Origin of the sequence: Streptomyces chiangmaiensis (genome assembly GCF_036281785.1) — a bacterium.
Classification (GTDB): Bacteria; Actinomycetota; Actinomycetes; order Streptomycetales; family Streptomycetaceae; genus Streptomyces; species Streptomyces chiangmaiensis.
Window position 1 is genome coordinate 1 of sequence record NZ_JAYWVC010000196.1, and the last position, 14,243, is coordinate 14,243.

Sequence of the window (14,243 nt, forward strand, 5' to 3'; positions counted from 1 at the left end):
GCCGAGATCACCGACAGGTGAGGCCGCAGTCAGGTGAAGCAAGGCGCCGCCAAGGATTCAGGTCGCATGGGCGGAGTTTTCTGACGCCTGCCGGAGATGGATCCGCTTGATCCCGAGTACAAGCAGTTCGCCGTGCACCCCTCCTGTGGCCCCATGTGGGATTCTCCGGCGCAGGGAATCCCCGGCCCTCAGTCCGACCCCTCAGCCCCCGCTTCCCCCCTCGGTCGAGCCGTCAGCAGTTCGGGGCGGGCCAGCGCGCGCCGAGTGTCGCCGCGGCCCGGGTGCAGCGCGGCCCGGGCGACGATCCAGCCGGCGAAGGTGGCCGGATCGTCCGGGGTGCCTGCCAGCAGGGTGGCGTATCGGGAGACAGCACCGGCGAAGTCGCCGGCGGCCAGGTACTCGTCGGCGGTGCGGGGCGCGGCCGGTGGCTCGGCGAAGGCGTGGGTGCGGGTGTCGGCCCACCGATGAGCGCACGAGCGGAGGCGGGGCCCGGCACTGGGCCCTTCGTGGACAAGATTGCGCAGCCGCCACTCGGTGCGGTGCAGGGCGGCGGCCGTACGCGCCCGGGTGAGGGCGGCCACGTCCACCGGGTCGCGCAGCCAGCCGTCGAGAGTCGCGGCAAGCCCGGACACAAGGCGCCGTCCGGGCGCGGTGAGCCGGCCGCTGCCAAGCAAGGTCCGCACGACGAGACGGGTCTGCAGCCGGCGCAGCGCAAAGTGGTACGCGGCGACGGGGCTGCCAGGATCGTCGGCGAGACGGTCGCGCCAGAAGCCGGTGACGGCGGTGAAGGCGTACGCCCCGTGCAGCAGACCGGGAAGGTGGCGCGGGTCCGGGCGCCAGGGGGCGTAATGGCACTCGGTGCGGTCGTCGTCGATCAGCTCGAAAAGGTGGAGGAGGGCGGCGAGTTTACTGTGCTGGAACTCGTGAACCAGGGTCTCGGCGAGGCCGACAGCCGTCGCGGGGCGTGAGATCACCATGGCGCCGTAGGCGTCGCCGCTGGTGGCGGAGGTGCGGACGAAGGGCGGAGGCGGGGGCGTCGTCGCGGTGCGTCCCCACGGGACCACGACGCGCACCGCCGCCGGGACGAGCCTCCCGGGCCCGTCCATCGTGTCCAGGCCGTTCCCGGTACCCGCCCCGAGCAGTTCCAGAGCCTCGTCGAACAGCCGCTGCCAGGCCAACGCCTCATCGTCGTCGAGTCGTTCTGCCGGAACGGGCTCGTCGAGGTCGCGGTACGGATCGAGGTCGTCGAGCAGGACGGTTCCGCCGCCCGCGGCGGCGGGGAGGGCGAGGGTGCGCAGCGGAAGCCAGTGCGGTCCTGCCGAGGCCGCCGCCCCCGGGGTGCCGGCGGGGACGGTGGCGGGCCGGCAGCGCACCGGTGTCACACCGGGGGCGCCCGGCAGGTCCACCAAGACCTCTCCCCCGTCGACCCGCGCCCGTCCCACCGTGGGGTGCGGCCCCACGCCCGGCAGTTGCAGGCGCCCGAGGCCGGGCAGGTGCAGGGCGCTGTTCATGAGGGGGACGAGCAGGTCGGCGGTGGTGCCCGCGCGCACGGCCGCCACGACGGCCAGCGCGCACAGGTGTCCGGCCTCGGCCCACATCGGCGGCCCGGAGGACGTGCCGTGGCTGCGGCGCAGTACATGGCCGAGCCAGCTGCCGGTGCTCGGTGCGAGCAGCAGTTGCTCCACGGTGTGGGGCGCCACCTCGGCCGCCTCCTTGACGACGGCCCAGGCTCGCGCAGGCGGTGTCAGCGGCGTGGGCAGGACGTCGAGCCGGTCGAGCAGGGTGCGCAGGAGCAGCAGTCGGCGCGCGCGCTCACCGCGCTCCAGGAATGCCAGGGCCTCGGGTGAGCCGCCGCCCGTGGCGAGCTGCCCGAAGAGGTGGTCGGGCATCGTGAGCGGCGGACGCGGTGGATGGGACGGCTCCGGGCTCCGCCCTCCGTACGGAGGTGCACTGCCGAGCGTGGTCGTACCGTGCTGGGTCATTGCGCGCGGCCTTCGTGAGTGGGCGGGTCGGCGGGGTTACTCGGCGCGGCCGGGTGGGTCACCTCCCCCTCCGCGGATGCTGGAGCGGGCGCGGAGCACCTCCCCGAGCAGGCGGGCCCTTGGCGAGAGAGGGGTGAGTGACTCCACCTCGGTGAGAGGCATTCCCGTCAGGTCTGCCAGCTCCGACTCCCAGGCAGTGGCTCCCGCGGCGTCCGACGTGGAGGACGGATGGAAGGCGGCGACGTCGGTGTCGCGCCGGGCGGGTGCTGGCTGTTGCAAGATCGGTCCCCCTTCACACACGGTGGCACGCAATGCCTCGTCACCTACCATCATGGCCAAGCGGGCCCACGCCGGAAACCTGTGCGATCAGGCCAGGTGATCATACGAACCGTCCGGGTCGGCACTGACTTCATGTCAACTCCTGAAGGGCCGAGTCCAGTTCCGCCGATCGTTCGGGGTCGTCGTCGACGGCGACCACGGCGTCGTACAGCTCTCGCAGCGCGGCGGGGCCCCGGCGGCGCAGCGCGGCGAGGATGCCGGTGACATCGGTACGCGCCTTGGAGTGCCGGGGCAGCGTTCCGGTGAGAGCCGGGCTGAGCTGCCCGACCACGGTCTGCCGTTCAGTGGGGTCCGTCATCAGCGGGTACGCGAGCAACGCGGCCACAGCGCGCGGCAGCGGGGAGCGCACGGGCACCTGAGGTGTGGCGGGCGGCAGCACCTCTGTCCGTTCCGGGCCGCGCAGCAGGATCTCCGGGAGCTGCGCCGTCCGGTGCCTGGCCCGCAGTTCGGCCACCTGGGTGCGCACAGCCGGGAACAGCGCCTCCGGGTCCGGCGGAGCGGGCAGTCCGGCGGCCCGATCGGCGAGCAGGGCGAGCACGATCTCAGAGAAGAGGCCGGTGGCACGCGCGGGGTCGTTGGCGGCCTCCCGGCCTCGGCCCGCTGCCCGCAGCACGGTCTGACGGTGGGCCAGAGTCCGGTGCCCGTTGGGCAGGGCGTCCGGTGACAGCGGCTCTCGGAAGTCCAGGTCCTCCTCGAACGTCTCGCAGGCGTCGACGATCCACATCTGCTCGGCGAAGGACGGCACGGCGTCACTCATATACCGGTCGAGCGCAGACTCCAGGTCGATGGCCACCTTGTCGCCGGTCGTGGCATCGGCACAGAACAGCCGGGTGTGCCCGGCCCGGTCGAGGACGCCGTGGCCGCCCCACCACACCCACAGCATGTCGCCCTGCACCGGGGAGAGTTCGTGGACGAGGGTGCGCCGGAGCGTGGCGTGGTCGGCGGCCGCGTACGGCATGTCCGGTGTGAAGTTCGCCGACGGGGCAAGATGGAGCCTGAGCTGAGGGTCCGGGACTCCTGCGGCGCGCAGCAGAGCGTGGAAGGCGAGGGCGTCACGGGCGGGTCCCGGCAGGTCCCAGGCGGGCCCCGCATCGTACCGCTCGATGCCGACGATCAGTGCGTGCACCCGTTCGGGGCAGAGGCGATTCACGGCAGACGGTCCACGATGTGGCGGTAGACGGCGGGATTGGCCCAGTAGGCACTGTGCGCGGCGGGGAACGGCTGGCGGCTGTCGACGGACACGTCTGTGACGCGGCCGGGGAAGAGTCCCGCGCCGAGGTAGGCGAGCAGGTCGCGGGGGTCGTACAGATTCAGCCAGTCAGGAACATGGGGCGGCAGCGGCTGCGGGTGGCTGAGCGAGGGCAGGGAGCCGGACTCGTACAGGAACGGCCCCTGGGAACCGGCCGTCACCAGCAGGCGGACCTGGGGCAGCGGCGCGGCGACGAGGGTGTCGAGGGCGATGATGCCGCCGAGGCTGTGGCCGATGAGGACCACAGGCGCAGGCAACTCGCCTATCAGCGCGCGTAGTTCGGCTCTGAGGGGCTCGCCGCGACTGAGGTAGCGCAGGATGTCGCCGGCTGCGGGGTGGGCGGCCTCGGTGAGGGCGCGACGGCGACGCAGGGCGGCCCGTGCCGCGGCACCCGTCGCGATGCGCAGCAGACGTCCGCGCAGGGTGCGCCCGCTGCCCGCGGGTGGCGCACCCAGGGCCTCGGCGAGGCGGGCGGCCACGGCGTCGCGGGTGTCGCCGTCGGAGATCAGAGGTTGGTCGGCGTCGAGCGCGGCGGCGACCACACGGGCTGTCAGAGCGCGGGCGAGGAGGACGGCCAGGTCCTCCGGGGACAGGGCGGCGGCGGCCGGTGCGAGCAAGGGGTGGGCGGCCAGCGTCGTGGCGGCCTCGGCGAGCCCCGGCCCCAGTTCGGCCGCGGCCGCGTCCCCCTGGGCGGCCAGTTCGCCCAGGCGGAGACGCACGGTCTGCTCGGGGCGGGGCGCGCCGGGAGCGCGCTCGGCCTTGGGTGGCGCGGCGGCCGCTGCCAGGGCGAGTTCGGCGTCAGGGTCGTCGTAGAGGATTCCCCAGGCAGTGATGTCGTCACCGTCCCCGGAAGCGGGCGTCCGGGACTGCCCCGTGGAGGGCGGCAGACTGGCACCGCCGGCGCCGAGGGTGGCGCCGTGGGTGCCGCCCCAGTAGAACGGCACGAACCGCAGCCCGGACCGCTCGGCGTCCAGCGCGGCGCGGACTTTCCCGGCCAGCGCGGTGAAGCGCGGCTCGCGCACCCCGGTCCCGTGGATGAAGACGACCGTCGTCCCTGTCATACGCGCAACCCCCGTCGGCGTCCTGGCCGTGATGGCACGCCACGGCCGGCACTTGACTGTCACATCGTCACATCACCAGTGTGTCACGGATGTTCCGCACGGCACCCGGGCGATGGCACGCAGTGTCACCGCCCTTCGGGCTCCGGACCTTCTGCGCGGTCTTCTACAGCGGCATCGGCGCGAGGTCGCACTCGATGCGCCGGCGCTGCTGGGCCGCCAGCAGCCAGGGATGGTCGCTGCGCACCACGCGGGAGAAGCCCTCGACGGCCCGCGAGCCCAGTTCGTCGGCCTCCGCTCCACGTCCGAGCCCCCGCAGGTCCAGGGCGAGGTTGGCGGTGCAGGCGAGGGTCAGCGGGTGGTCCTGTCCTACCGCCTCGATCAGCAGCGGCAGATTGGCCTGGTCGAGTTCATGGGCGCGCTCGAAGTCCAGGCGGGCGTAGTGGTTGTTGGCCTGGCCGATGGCGACGGTCCGGGTGAGCACATGATGCTTGCCGAGGGTCGCCGCGAGGCGCGCCGCCGCCGCGTCGTCGAGTTCCTGCGCCGTGTACACGTCACCGAGGGCGCGCCGGGTGGCCGCCAGGTTGGCCATGGTGATGAGGGTGTGTGCGTGGTCGGGACCCAGGCGCTGCGTGTTGCGGCGCACGGTCTCCTCCCCCAGGGAGCGTGACCCTTCCAGGTCGCCGACCAGCCGCCGGTCGACGACCACGTTGATCGCCACGGTGAGGGCGGCCGAGTGGTCGCCGCCGTAGCGTGTCGTCAGACGGCGCAGCGTGTCCTCGGAGAGCTTCGCCGCCTCGGCCACGGCGCCGTCGCGGCGTCGGAACACGGCGAGGTTGCGGGCGGCGGCCATGGCGGTGGGGTTGCCCTCGCCGACCGCCTCGCGCTGCCTTCGGTACGTCTCCTCCTGACGGTCCCGTGCCCCGGGGTAGTCGCCGCTCTCGCACATGTCGAGGGCAACGGCGTTCAGGGTGTTGAAGGTCAGGCCGCTGTTCGGGCCGAACAGCAAGTCGCGCAGGCGGTACGTGTCCTGGTCGAGGGCGAGCGCCTCCCGGTACTGCCCGCACAGCCGCAGCCCCACACCGAGGGCGTGCGCCGCCTGGAGGGTGGTGGGGTCATCGAGTCCGAACTGCGAAATGGCCCTGTCGTACGCCTCCTGGGCGAGGTCGCGTGCCTGGGCGAACGCTCCCTGGTAGCGCAGCGCATCGCACATCTGGGTCATCGAGTCGAGGAGCTCCTCCTCCTCGACATCGGCGCGGCGGGAGATCTCCAGTGCCTGTTCGTTGAGCGGGATCGACTCGGCGACCCGGCCGAGCACCCGCAGGCAGAAGGCCAGGAGCTTGGACATGCGCAGGGCCTGGGCGTCGGTCTCGCCGGAGGTCCTGGTCCAGGTCTCGCGCGCCTGACGGGCGAGGACGACCGCGTTCTCGTGGTCGCCCCAGTAGTACAGGAACGACGTCGTCTCGTAGATGAGCTCGCGCACCCAGGTGTCGTCGCTGGCCACCGCCTCGGAGGTGAGGATGTGCGGCAGCAGTGCCAGATAGGCGGGCCATTCCAGGGACGAGGAGGGCTGACCGGGCTTCGCCGCGGACAGCAGCTGGTGCGCGGCGTCCCTGGTCGCCTGCCGCTCCTCGTCGCCGAGTTTGGTCAGCAGCACGTTCTGCAGCAGCCGGTGCATCTGCAGGGTGTCGTTGCGCAGATCCAGTCTCACCAGGGAGAACTGTCCCAGGTCGCGAATGGCCCGGCTGAGCTTGATCGCCTCGCGCAGCACCGGATTGACCTCGGGCGCGATGTCGATGCCGCGGCTGCCGCGAAGCAGCGACAGCGGCACGGGCTCGGGGGCCATGCACGCGCAGATGTCCAGGAGTTTGCGGGCGCCGGGGTTGTTCTCGGCGATCCGGCCGAGCGAGATGTCCCAGGCGGCGGCGACGGAGACCGGATAGTCCGGGTTGGGGTCGAGTTCGTGGATCTCCGGGCTGCGCTGGTCCAGGAGGGCGAGGTACTCGGTGACGAGCATGCCGGTGACGCCCAGCCAGGCGCCCGCCTGCTCGATGGCGAGGGGCAGGTCGCCGAGCGCCTCGGCGAGCCGCCCGGCCTCGTCGCGGGACAGGCCGGGAGAGCGCTTCTGCAGCAGCTGGATCGACTCGGCGCGCTCGAAGACGTCCACCGGCAGCGGGGTGGCGACCCGGTCCCAGTCGCGGTTGCGCGAGGTGACGATGATCTTGCCTGGACCGTTGGCGGGGAAGTAGCCGCGGACTGTCTCGATGTCCTCCGCGTTGTCGAACACCAGCAGCCAGTTGTCGTACGGAACGCCCGTACTGAGCGCTTCCAGGACCGCGGGCACCGCCGTGTTCGCGGCCGGGGCGCCCCGGTTCTCCGCATCGGCGGGAACGACGCCGAGCCGGGCGGCGAGCTGTGAGAGCGCACCGAGGATGAGACTCTCGCGCTCGGCGGGGATCCAGCAGATCACCTTGTACTGCTGCTGGTGCTTGTACACATACTCCAGGGCGAGCTGCGACTTGCCGACACCGCCCAGGCCCTGCAGTGCGTGCGGCAGCACCGCCGCGGCGTCCTGAGCTTCCAGCTGCTCCTCCACCTGTGCCAGCAGCGCGGTACGTCCGACGAACGATGTGTTCCGAAGAGGTACGTTCACCAGAAGGGCGTTCCCTGCGGTGGTGGTGCTGCTGTGCATGGGTGGCTCAGCCTCCGGGGCTTGAGGGTCGGATGTGGGAAGGACCGGAATCGGCACGAGCTCTCCAGAGGGTCTATCGGTCTGCTCCACATCGTCGCCGTCCGTGTCGGACGACGACTCCGAAGCAGGCCCAGCAGGAACAACGTCGCGTCGATTCATACCATTTTGCGGGAGTTCAATACGGTTAGCCCGTTCGCTGTATGCGTGCCCGGAGAGCGCCCGCATGATGGCAAGCTCAGGGCGCCACCAGTCGTCCCACGGATCAGGCAGCGGAATGCCGGCGGGGTCGCGCACGGCGGCCCGAAGCGCCATTCCGCCATCGCCGGCCGCGGGCAGTTCGCCGAGCAGGCCGACGATGCGGGCGAGTTGAGGGCGGGTCGTGGTGGCGAGCAAGGCCTCGCGCACCCCCTCGGCGAAATCGGGGCGCCCCTGGCCCGCACCGTCCCAGTCGATGAGGCCGCCCATGAAGATCTCCGCGAGATGAGCGGGGCCGGTCTCGGGCATGGCGCGCCGACGGAGTTGATCGATGAGGCCGAAGTCGAGGGGCACGGTGGCCAGATGGGCGGCGAGGCGGCGTGCCGCCGGAGTGGCGAGGGTGCGGAAGCGGCGCACGATGGCTCGGGCGGCGGCGGGTAGGCCGTGGGGTGGGGCGTTCAGGCCGGGTGTGGGCGAGCCCTTGGTGAGCGCCCCCGCCAGCACGACGGGCAGCGCGTGCCGCACTCCCCGTTCGCCGGTCACGAGGTCGGCCCAGGCGGCCAGCGACTGAGGCTTGAGCGAGAGCACCGGCACGGGGAGGGTGTCGTCTCCGCCCTCCGGCAGTGGACGCACCGGGTCGGGTCCGCTGGTCGGCGGGCGGTGCAGCAGCCCCGGGTTGGGCGCCCCGAAACCGCCCGCCTCCAGGACCGCCGGGTACGGGTAGAGCGACGAGCGGTGCCGCAGGTGCGGTGGCAGAAGATGGACGATCGCGGTGGGCCCGGCGCGGCCGAGGCGGGTGAGCAGCGCGTCGGCGGCCCGTCCCGCCCAGCCGTGCGCGAGGCCGTCGGTGACCACGAGGAAGATCCGGGTGCCGCTGCCGTCGAGGAGTTCGGCGGGGTCGGCGCCCGATGTGGTGTTCCAGCGCAGCACGGGCGCACCGTCTGTGGGCAGGACCACCTTGACGGAACGGACGTCGCGGAAGGCCCCGCTGGCCTCCGCCGCGGAGGTCAGCCTCGCCAGGTCCTCGTCCCAGATCCGCACCGTGGGGGCGTCGTCGGTGAGCAGGACCAGATCGAACGCGGTGTCCTCGGCGCGCCGGAAGCACGGTAACCACAGGTCATCCGACAGAGCCCGCTCAGCGGTGGCGGCCTCGTCGAGTTCCAGCGCGGTACGGGAGGGGACCCGCCGGCCGGCACGGTGCAGGGAACGGGCGAGCAGGGCGGTACGCCGGGCGGGTTCGGGCCGCTCGGACCTGGGCAGGGGCAGCTGCGGCCGGCCCAGGCGCAGGGTCAGCGGGCCCTCTGGGTCGGCGTCCGGCATCGGCGGCGGCACGGGGGCAGGGGCCGGCGGTGTGAAGGAGGACTCGGGCATCCGCGCCGGCGGCGGCCCGGGCTCGGACTCCTGCAGTGGCGACGGCACCTCGGCCTCACCGCTGCCGGGGGTGTGGCCTCGGCTGTTCCAGTACGCGGCGAGCCAGACGGCGTCGGCGAGTTCCTGCCAGTGAGGAGCGGACTCCGACGCGTCTAGCATGCCGTGGCCCGCGGGGGTGCCGGAAGGGTGGGCCGACGGAACCGACCGGCCGGTGTCGCCGGGACCGGGTGAACGCTCGCCGGGAAAGCCGTTCATTCAGCGGCCCTTCGCGAGGTCGCGGAGCAACGACTCCACGAGCTTACGCCCGTCACCGTCCGCCTGGAAACCACCCATAGTGGTCAACTGGACAGCGTTGAGTAGTTGGTCGAGGGAATGCGTGCCGCCACCCTGCACCCGCTGCAGGAACTGGTCGACCAGCGGCTCTGCCTGCTCCTCGTCGGCTTCGAGGTGGCTGCGCACGATCGCCAGGAGCTGCTCCCTGCCCGGCATACGCATCTCAAGGGGCAGGCACCGCCTGCGGAACGCGGCCGGAAACTCACGCTCACCGTTGCTGGTGATCACCACGATGGGGAACTGGCGGCACTCCACCCTCCCCCGCAGGATGTCCGCGCGGCCGCCGGGGTCGTCGGTGTGGACGTCCGCCGTCTCGGCAGCGTCACGGGCCAGCTCCGCGACCTCGTAACTGCCGTTCTCGAGCGCATGCAACAGGTCGTTGGGCAGGTCGATGTCGCTCTTGTCGAGTTCGTCGATCAAGAGAACACGGGGGCGGTCGAAGGGCAGCAGCGCGGTGCCGAGTGGGCCGAGCGTGATGAAGTCGCCCAGCGTCGGCGGTCGGTACGTCCGCTGCTTCGCATCCGCGAGGTCGTCGGTGTGCTCTGAGGAGGAGGCGGGCGACGCAGTCCGAGGCGGGGAGTCAACGGGGTCGACGGCATGCGCCGCGGCTCGCCAAGCGGCTATGGCCTGGGCACGCCCGATGGCGTCGTAGGCGTACAGCCCGTCGCGCAACGTGGTGCGGCTGACGATGTTCCACGACAACACCCGGCCCAGGCCGAGTTCACGGGCGATCAGATAGGCCAGAGTCGACTTGCCGACTCCGGGCGGGCCCGTGACCAGCAGCGGCCTGCGCAGCAGCAGGGCCGCGTTGACCGTGTCGACCTCGGACTCGTCGAGGTACGGGGTGATGTCGACACGGCCGAGGCGGCGCAGCTCGGCGGGCTCGTCCGCGGGCGGCGCGGCCAGGGCGGGCCCGCCCGCGAACCGGCGCCAGGCCGGCGGCTCCGGCAGGGACGGCGTCGTCCCCCGCGGGGGCACTCCTGTGGCTTGGAACACCCGCCAGGCCTGCTGGCCGCGCTCCTCCTGCGCCGTCATGGCCGTGCCTCCTCAGTGTCGGCGCGCGGCTCTTCGCCGGGATCGGCCGCGTGATCGGAGTGAACAGAACCGGAGCCGTTGACAGAGCCGCCGGTGCTGATGTCGTGGGGGCCATGGCTGCCGTGCGCGCCGATGCCGGCGTCCTGCCCGGCCGGCCCGCCGAGGGTACCGCCCTGCTGGTCGGCCCCTGCGTAGATGAGCGCGTCCACCGTGTCCGCCGCGCCATGCATGATCGGGCCGGCTCCCGTGTGGACGTCGACGAGGCGCGTCGGGTCGTCCCAGAAGAAGGCGATGTGCCTGCCCAGCAGCCGCGGACCCGCCACGTCGTGTTCGGCCCTGCGCCGCAGCTTGTGAATCGCCAGGGGGATCTGGGAGGCCGTCGAGACCGTGGCGAACACGGCACTCACCACTTCCCTGCCCTCGGGCGCGAAAACCCCCCTGCGGTCCCAGACCGCGAGGCCGACACCCTCGGCGAGCGCCGCCTTGAGCGCCGTGAGGGCCGACTCGTCGCCGGGCGCGTCGAGGACCACCGCCGTGCAGCCGGGCTCGCCCGCGAGTACGGTCTGCCATTTGGCGAGGTCGCCGGGGTCGGGCCCGAGCCAGCTGTGGACCCTCACGCCGTCCAGGCGCAGCGTGCGCCATCGCTCGCGCCAAGCCTCGATGACGACCGCGTCGTCCGTCCGCATGCGGTCCAGACTGCGTAAGTGCACTGCGTATTTCAGCGCGAGCGACATGGCCGCGCCGTCCCCGAAACGAAGCCTCAGGCCGGCCATGTCGTGGTTCAGCAGTTCATACGGGAGCATGAACTCGACGTAGGCCGTGGGGCGCTCGAGGTCGGGGTGCTCGGCGGGCCCGTCGGGGCGCTGGTGGGCCCACAGCCGCGAGGCGCGACGCAGGGCCCGTTCGAGTGCGGAGGCGAGCCGGTCGAGGGTGGTCTCCTCGGGCTCGGCGGGCTGCGGGTCCCAGCGGCCGGGTCCCGTGTTGAACCAGGACCGTACGACGATCTCCCCCGAGGTGTCACGAGCCGGGTCGACGGCGACGATCAGGCAGCGCGGAATGTCCGGGTCGAGGACTGCGGTGGCACGACCGAGACGCCGCTGCTCGAGGACGTGGGTCAGCCCGGCGTGCTGTGCCCAGGAGCCGGCCCAGCCGGCGAGGGCCGCGGCATGCTCGGTGCCCGCTGCCTGCTCGGCGGCGTGGTCGACAAGCAGGACGGCGGGCGGCAGACCGTCCGGTTCGACCATGAACTCTGCCAGGTAGCGCAGTAACTGCGTGGGAGTGCGGTGGAGCGGCACCTCGCACATGACGTCGGCGGCGAGGTCGTTGCGCAGCCGGTCGGCGGGCAGGACGTCCTCGGCGGCCTCCAGGAGGCCGTGCGCGATGCGGATGTCGTATGCGCTGAGTGGCCCCTGCTGGAGGTTCACCGCGGTTGGCTGGTGGGGCGCCGTGGCGATGAGCCGGTGCAGTTCGGCAGCGGCTTCCGGACCTTCGTAGGCGTGGACGACGTCCACCAATACGAGCTCACCGTCCCGGACGCTCAGCGCCGCACGCACCAGGGTGACCACGTCCGGGCGCTGTTTGCTGCCCCGCAGGTCTATCGGGCGACCGAGATCCTGTCCGAGTGACTGAGCCAGCTCCAGGCGGCTCTGCGCGTCTTCGGTGCAGCCGAGTCGGCACATGGCGTCGGTCAGCACGTTCACAAGCGTACGCTCCGACGCACGCCTCACATCGCCTCCGGGCCCACCGAGTCCCGTTCCTGCCTCCACCGACCGTCCCCCAAGAGTCGGTACGCCTGTCTGTACCGCCCAGCGAAGTTAGCACGCCAACTCACCGTTAACCAGGCGGGTTTGATGCGATGAACGGGACGGCAGGTGCAGCCTGGCCCCACAGCCGTGGATCCACCGGCTCCGGCACCTCGAACACCGCATCGTGGCCCGGTCATTGAAACGCCCCGGGTTCGTCGGACATCTCAGCTGGTGGCGGTGACCCGACGCGGAGGTCGGCGCAAGAGGGGGCCCGTGCGGGCGACCGCACGCCCCACGGCCGTTCCCCGGCACCCGGATCCCCACAGGGCGGCAGCGGGGTGCCAGACGCCGACGACCGCCCCGCTTGACTCCCCGCTCGAGCGAACGTCCAAGGTGGCGCCTGTCCACGCCGCGGCGTCCCGGTCACCGGTTTCGGCCAAGTCGACGCTCGCGGGGTTTGAGGTCCCTACTTCGACAGCCAGGCGCTGAGGGCATGGATGAGCCGGTCGAGCGCGGGCTCGTCGCCGGAGCGGTCCGTCATGACTGAGCGGCCGTTGAACTGGAGCGTGTACTGGAGCATGTCGACCGCCCCCATGTTCATGGTGAACTCGGGAACGTCGGCCAGCGCCGGATCTCCGAGCAGCGTACGCAACTCCTTGAACTGGGTCACGCTGGTACGTCGGACGACCGGCCGGCCTTTCTCGCTGATGTAGACGGTGCCATCGCCCCGGAGGATGACCAGCTGGTGGACGCCCGCGAATCCGCCGGTGACGGTCATGGACACCAACTTCTGATCGGGCCCCGTGACGGGGACCGGGGTCGGGCTGCCGGGAGCGGCGGGGGACGTGGAGGCTGTGGTCGAGTGGGGTGACGCCGAGGTGGCGGAGGTCACGCCGCCGGTCGACGCGGCCGTGGGCGGCGCCGCAGCCCCGCCGCGCTCGAACGAGCAGCCGACCAGGCCCAGCAGACCAGCCGTGAACACCACCGCCGCCGCCCCCCTGCCCAGCACCGCGCCCCCGCCCGCCAATTCCCGCAACTGCACTGTGAATACCACGGAACCGCCCGTTCCGACCCCGCTGTCTATGACGGTGGCCGGCGTCGATCCGCCCACCGCCGACGTGGGGACTGCGCGGCGGAGGGGGCGCACCTTGCGTTGCACTCAGACCCACTTCAAGGAACCGACCAAGTCTCCGGTCATGACTGCGCGGCGATGTCCTGTTGACAAGAGGAGAGACGGATGCGGCAACCGACACCCCCACAGCGCACTGCGGCAGCTGGACGTGCTCATGGGTGAGTGGGACATGTGGGCCGCCGGCCACAGCGCGGGGCCGGCGGCATGCGGTTGATCTCTTGTCTGATATTGTCCACGGGCGAATCGCGCCACTGCCGAGCCGAACTTCCGCCGGGCGGTGACGACAGAAGGAGGCCCGATGCTCGGTGCCCTCGGGATCAGCGAGTTCGATGAGCGGGTCTACCGCGCGCTTGTGGCCGAGCCGGACCGGACGGCGCGAGAGATCGCCGAAGACCTTGGCACCACGCCCAGCCGGACACGGCACGCGATGGCCCGGTTGGTGGAACTGGGCATGCTGCGCACAGAAGGACACGGCCGGTACCGGCCGGTCAGCCCGCGGACCGCATTGAGCGCACTGCTCGCCAGACGCCGAGCCGATTCCGAGGCGGCGTTCGCCGCGGTGGGGGACGTGGTCGATGACCTGGCAAGCGAGTACCGAGCCAACCGACTGCAGGGACATCCGACCGAGCTGGTGGAGGTGATCACCGGTGAGGAGGCGATCACCCTTCGGGTGGCCGAGCTGACCCAATCCATCCGCACCCACTTCTGGGTGTTGGACCGGCCACCGTACCTGGGCCCCTACAGCACCGAGTTGGAGGAGACCTTCACCAGGGACCTGCTGGACCGCGGCGTCGACATACGGTCCGTGTACAGCCCGGAGGCGCTGGAGCAACATGGCCGATTCGAGCTGATCACCCGCCTCGCCCAGCTCGGCGAGCAGGCCCGGCTCCTGCCGACCGTGCCGTTCAGGCTGCGGATCATGGACCGCCGTGTCGCACTGGTCGCACTGATCGGAGGACGGTACGACAAAATCGCCGTCGTCCATCAATCAGGTCTGCTCGACGCACTCCTCGAGCTGTTCGACATCTACTGGCAACGGGCACAACCCATCGTCTCGACGACTTCGGTGACCCCCGACCAGCCGAGCACGGATGATCTCCTGCTCCTGAGAA

The 14,243-nt window shown here is 71.7% G+C and carries 9 protein-coding genes; 1 reads left to right on the forward strand and 8 read right to left on the reverse strand.

Going from position 1 to position 14,243, the window contains the following annotated elements; translation table 11 throughout:
- Nucleotides 1–188: 188 nt before the first annotated feature.
- The 8 genes from VXC91_RS35030 to VXC91_RS35065 all read right to left on the reverse strand — a co-directional run bounded on the left by VXC91_RS35030 (nucleotide 189) and on the right by VXC91_RS35065 (nucleotide 13,053).
- Nucleotides 189–1,889 (reverse strand): HEXXH motif domain-containing protein, encoded by a 1,701-nt coding sequence (locus VXC91_RS35030; protein ID WP_329511393.1) that lies wholly within the window; start codon nucleotides 1,887–1,889, stop codon nucleotides 189–191.
- 129 nt (nucleotides 1,890–2,018) lie between these two features.
- Nucleotides 2,019–2,261: a hypothetical protein gene (locus tag VXC91_RS35035; protein ID WP_329511394.1), complete on the reverse strand. Its 243-nt coding sequence runs from the start codon at nucleotides 2,259–2,261 to the stop codon at nucleotides 2,019–2,021.
- Nucleotides 2,262–2,391: 130 nt separating this feature from the next.
- Nucleotides 2,392–3,471 (reverse strand): effector-associated domain 2-containing protein, encoded by a 1,080-nt coding sequence (locus VXC91_RS35040; protein WP_329511395.1) that lies wholly within the window; start codon nucleotides 3,469–3,471, stop codon nucleotides 2,392–2,394.
- Entirely contained in the window at nucleotides 3,468–4,631 is a 1,164-nt protein-coding gene (locus VXC91_RS35045) for an alpha/beta fold hydrolase (protein WP_329511396.1), read from the reverse strand. The genes VXC91_RS35040 and VXC91_RS35045 overlap by 4 nt, the downstream gene beginning before the upstream one ends.
- A 163-nt stretch (nucleotides 4,632–4,794) precedes the next feature.
- The gene (gene fxsT / locus VXC91_RS35050) at nucleotides 4,795–9,141 is read right to left on the reverse strand and encodes an FxSxx-COOH system tetratricopeptide repeat protein (protein ID WP_329511397.1); all 4,347 of its coding nucleotides are present in this window, start codon (nucleotides 9,139–9,141) and stop codon (nucleotides 4,795–4,797) included.
- On the reverse strand, nucleotides 9,142–10,254 hold the full coding sequence (locus VXC91_RS35055; protein ID WP_329511398.1) for an AAA family ATPase: 1,113 nt from the start codon (nucleotides 10,252–10,254) through the stop codon (nucleotides 9,142–9,144). It abuts the gene before it with no gap.
- The gene (locus tag VXC91_RS35060) at nucleotides 10,251–11,948 is read right to left on the reverse strand and encodes a VMAP-C domain-containing protein (protein WP_329511399.1); all 1,698 of its coding nucleotides are present in this window, start codon (nucleotides 11,946–11,948) and stop codon (nucleotides 10,251–10,253) included. Before VXC91_RS35060 ends, VXC91_RS35055 begins: the two co-directional genes overlap by 4 nt.
- A gap of 517 nt (nucleotides 11,949–12,465) precedes the next feature.
- Entirely contained in the window at nucleotides 12,466–13,053 is a 588-nt protein-coding gene (locus VXC91_RS35065; protein ID WP_329511400.1) for a hypothetical protein, read from the reverse strand.
- A gap of 376 nt (nucleotides 13,054–13,429) precedes the next feature.
- On the opposite strand from VXC91_RS35065, the gene VXC91_RS35070 reads away from it, so the two are divergent.
- The coding region (locus VXC91_RS35070; protein ID WP_329511401.1) for a TrmB family transcriptional regulator at nucleotides 13,430–14,243 on the forward strand (814 nt) is incomplete at its 3' end.

Bases quoted from the DNA above. Each gene is read 5' to 3' on its own strand.
- VXC91_RS35055 (WP_329511398.1), bottom strand. From the start codon at position 10,254: ATGACGGCGCAGGAGGAGCGCGGCCAGCAGGCCTGGCGGGTGTTCCAA.
- VXC91_RS35045 (WP_329511396.1), bottom strand. From the start codon at position 4,631: ATGACAGGGACGACGGTCGTCTTCATCCACGGGACCGGGGTGCGCGAG.
- VXC91_RS35030 (WP_329511393.1), bottom strand. From the start codon at position 1,889: ATGCCCGACCACCTCTTCGGGCAGCTCGCCACGGGCGGCGGCTCACCC.
- fxsT (WP_329511397.1), bottom strand. From the start codon at position 9,141: ATGAACGGCTTTCCCGGCGAGCGTTCACCCGGTCCCGGCGACACCGGC.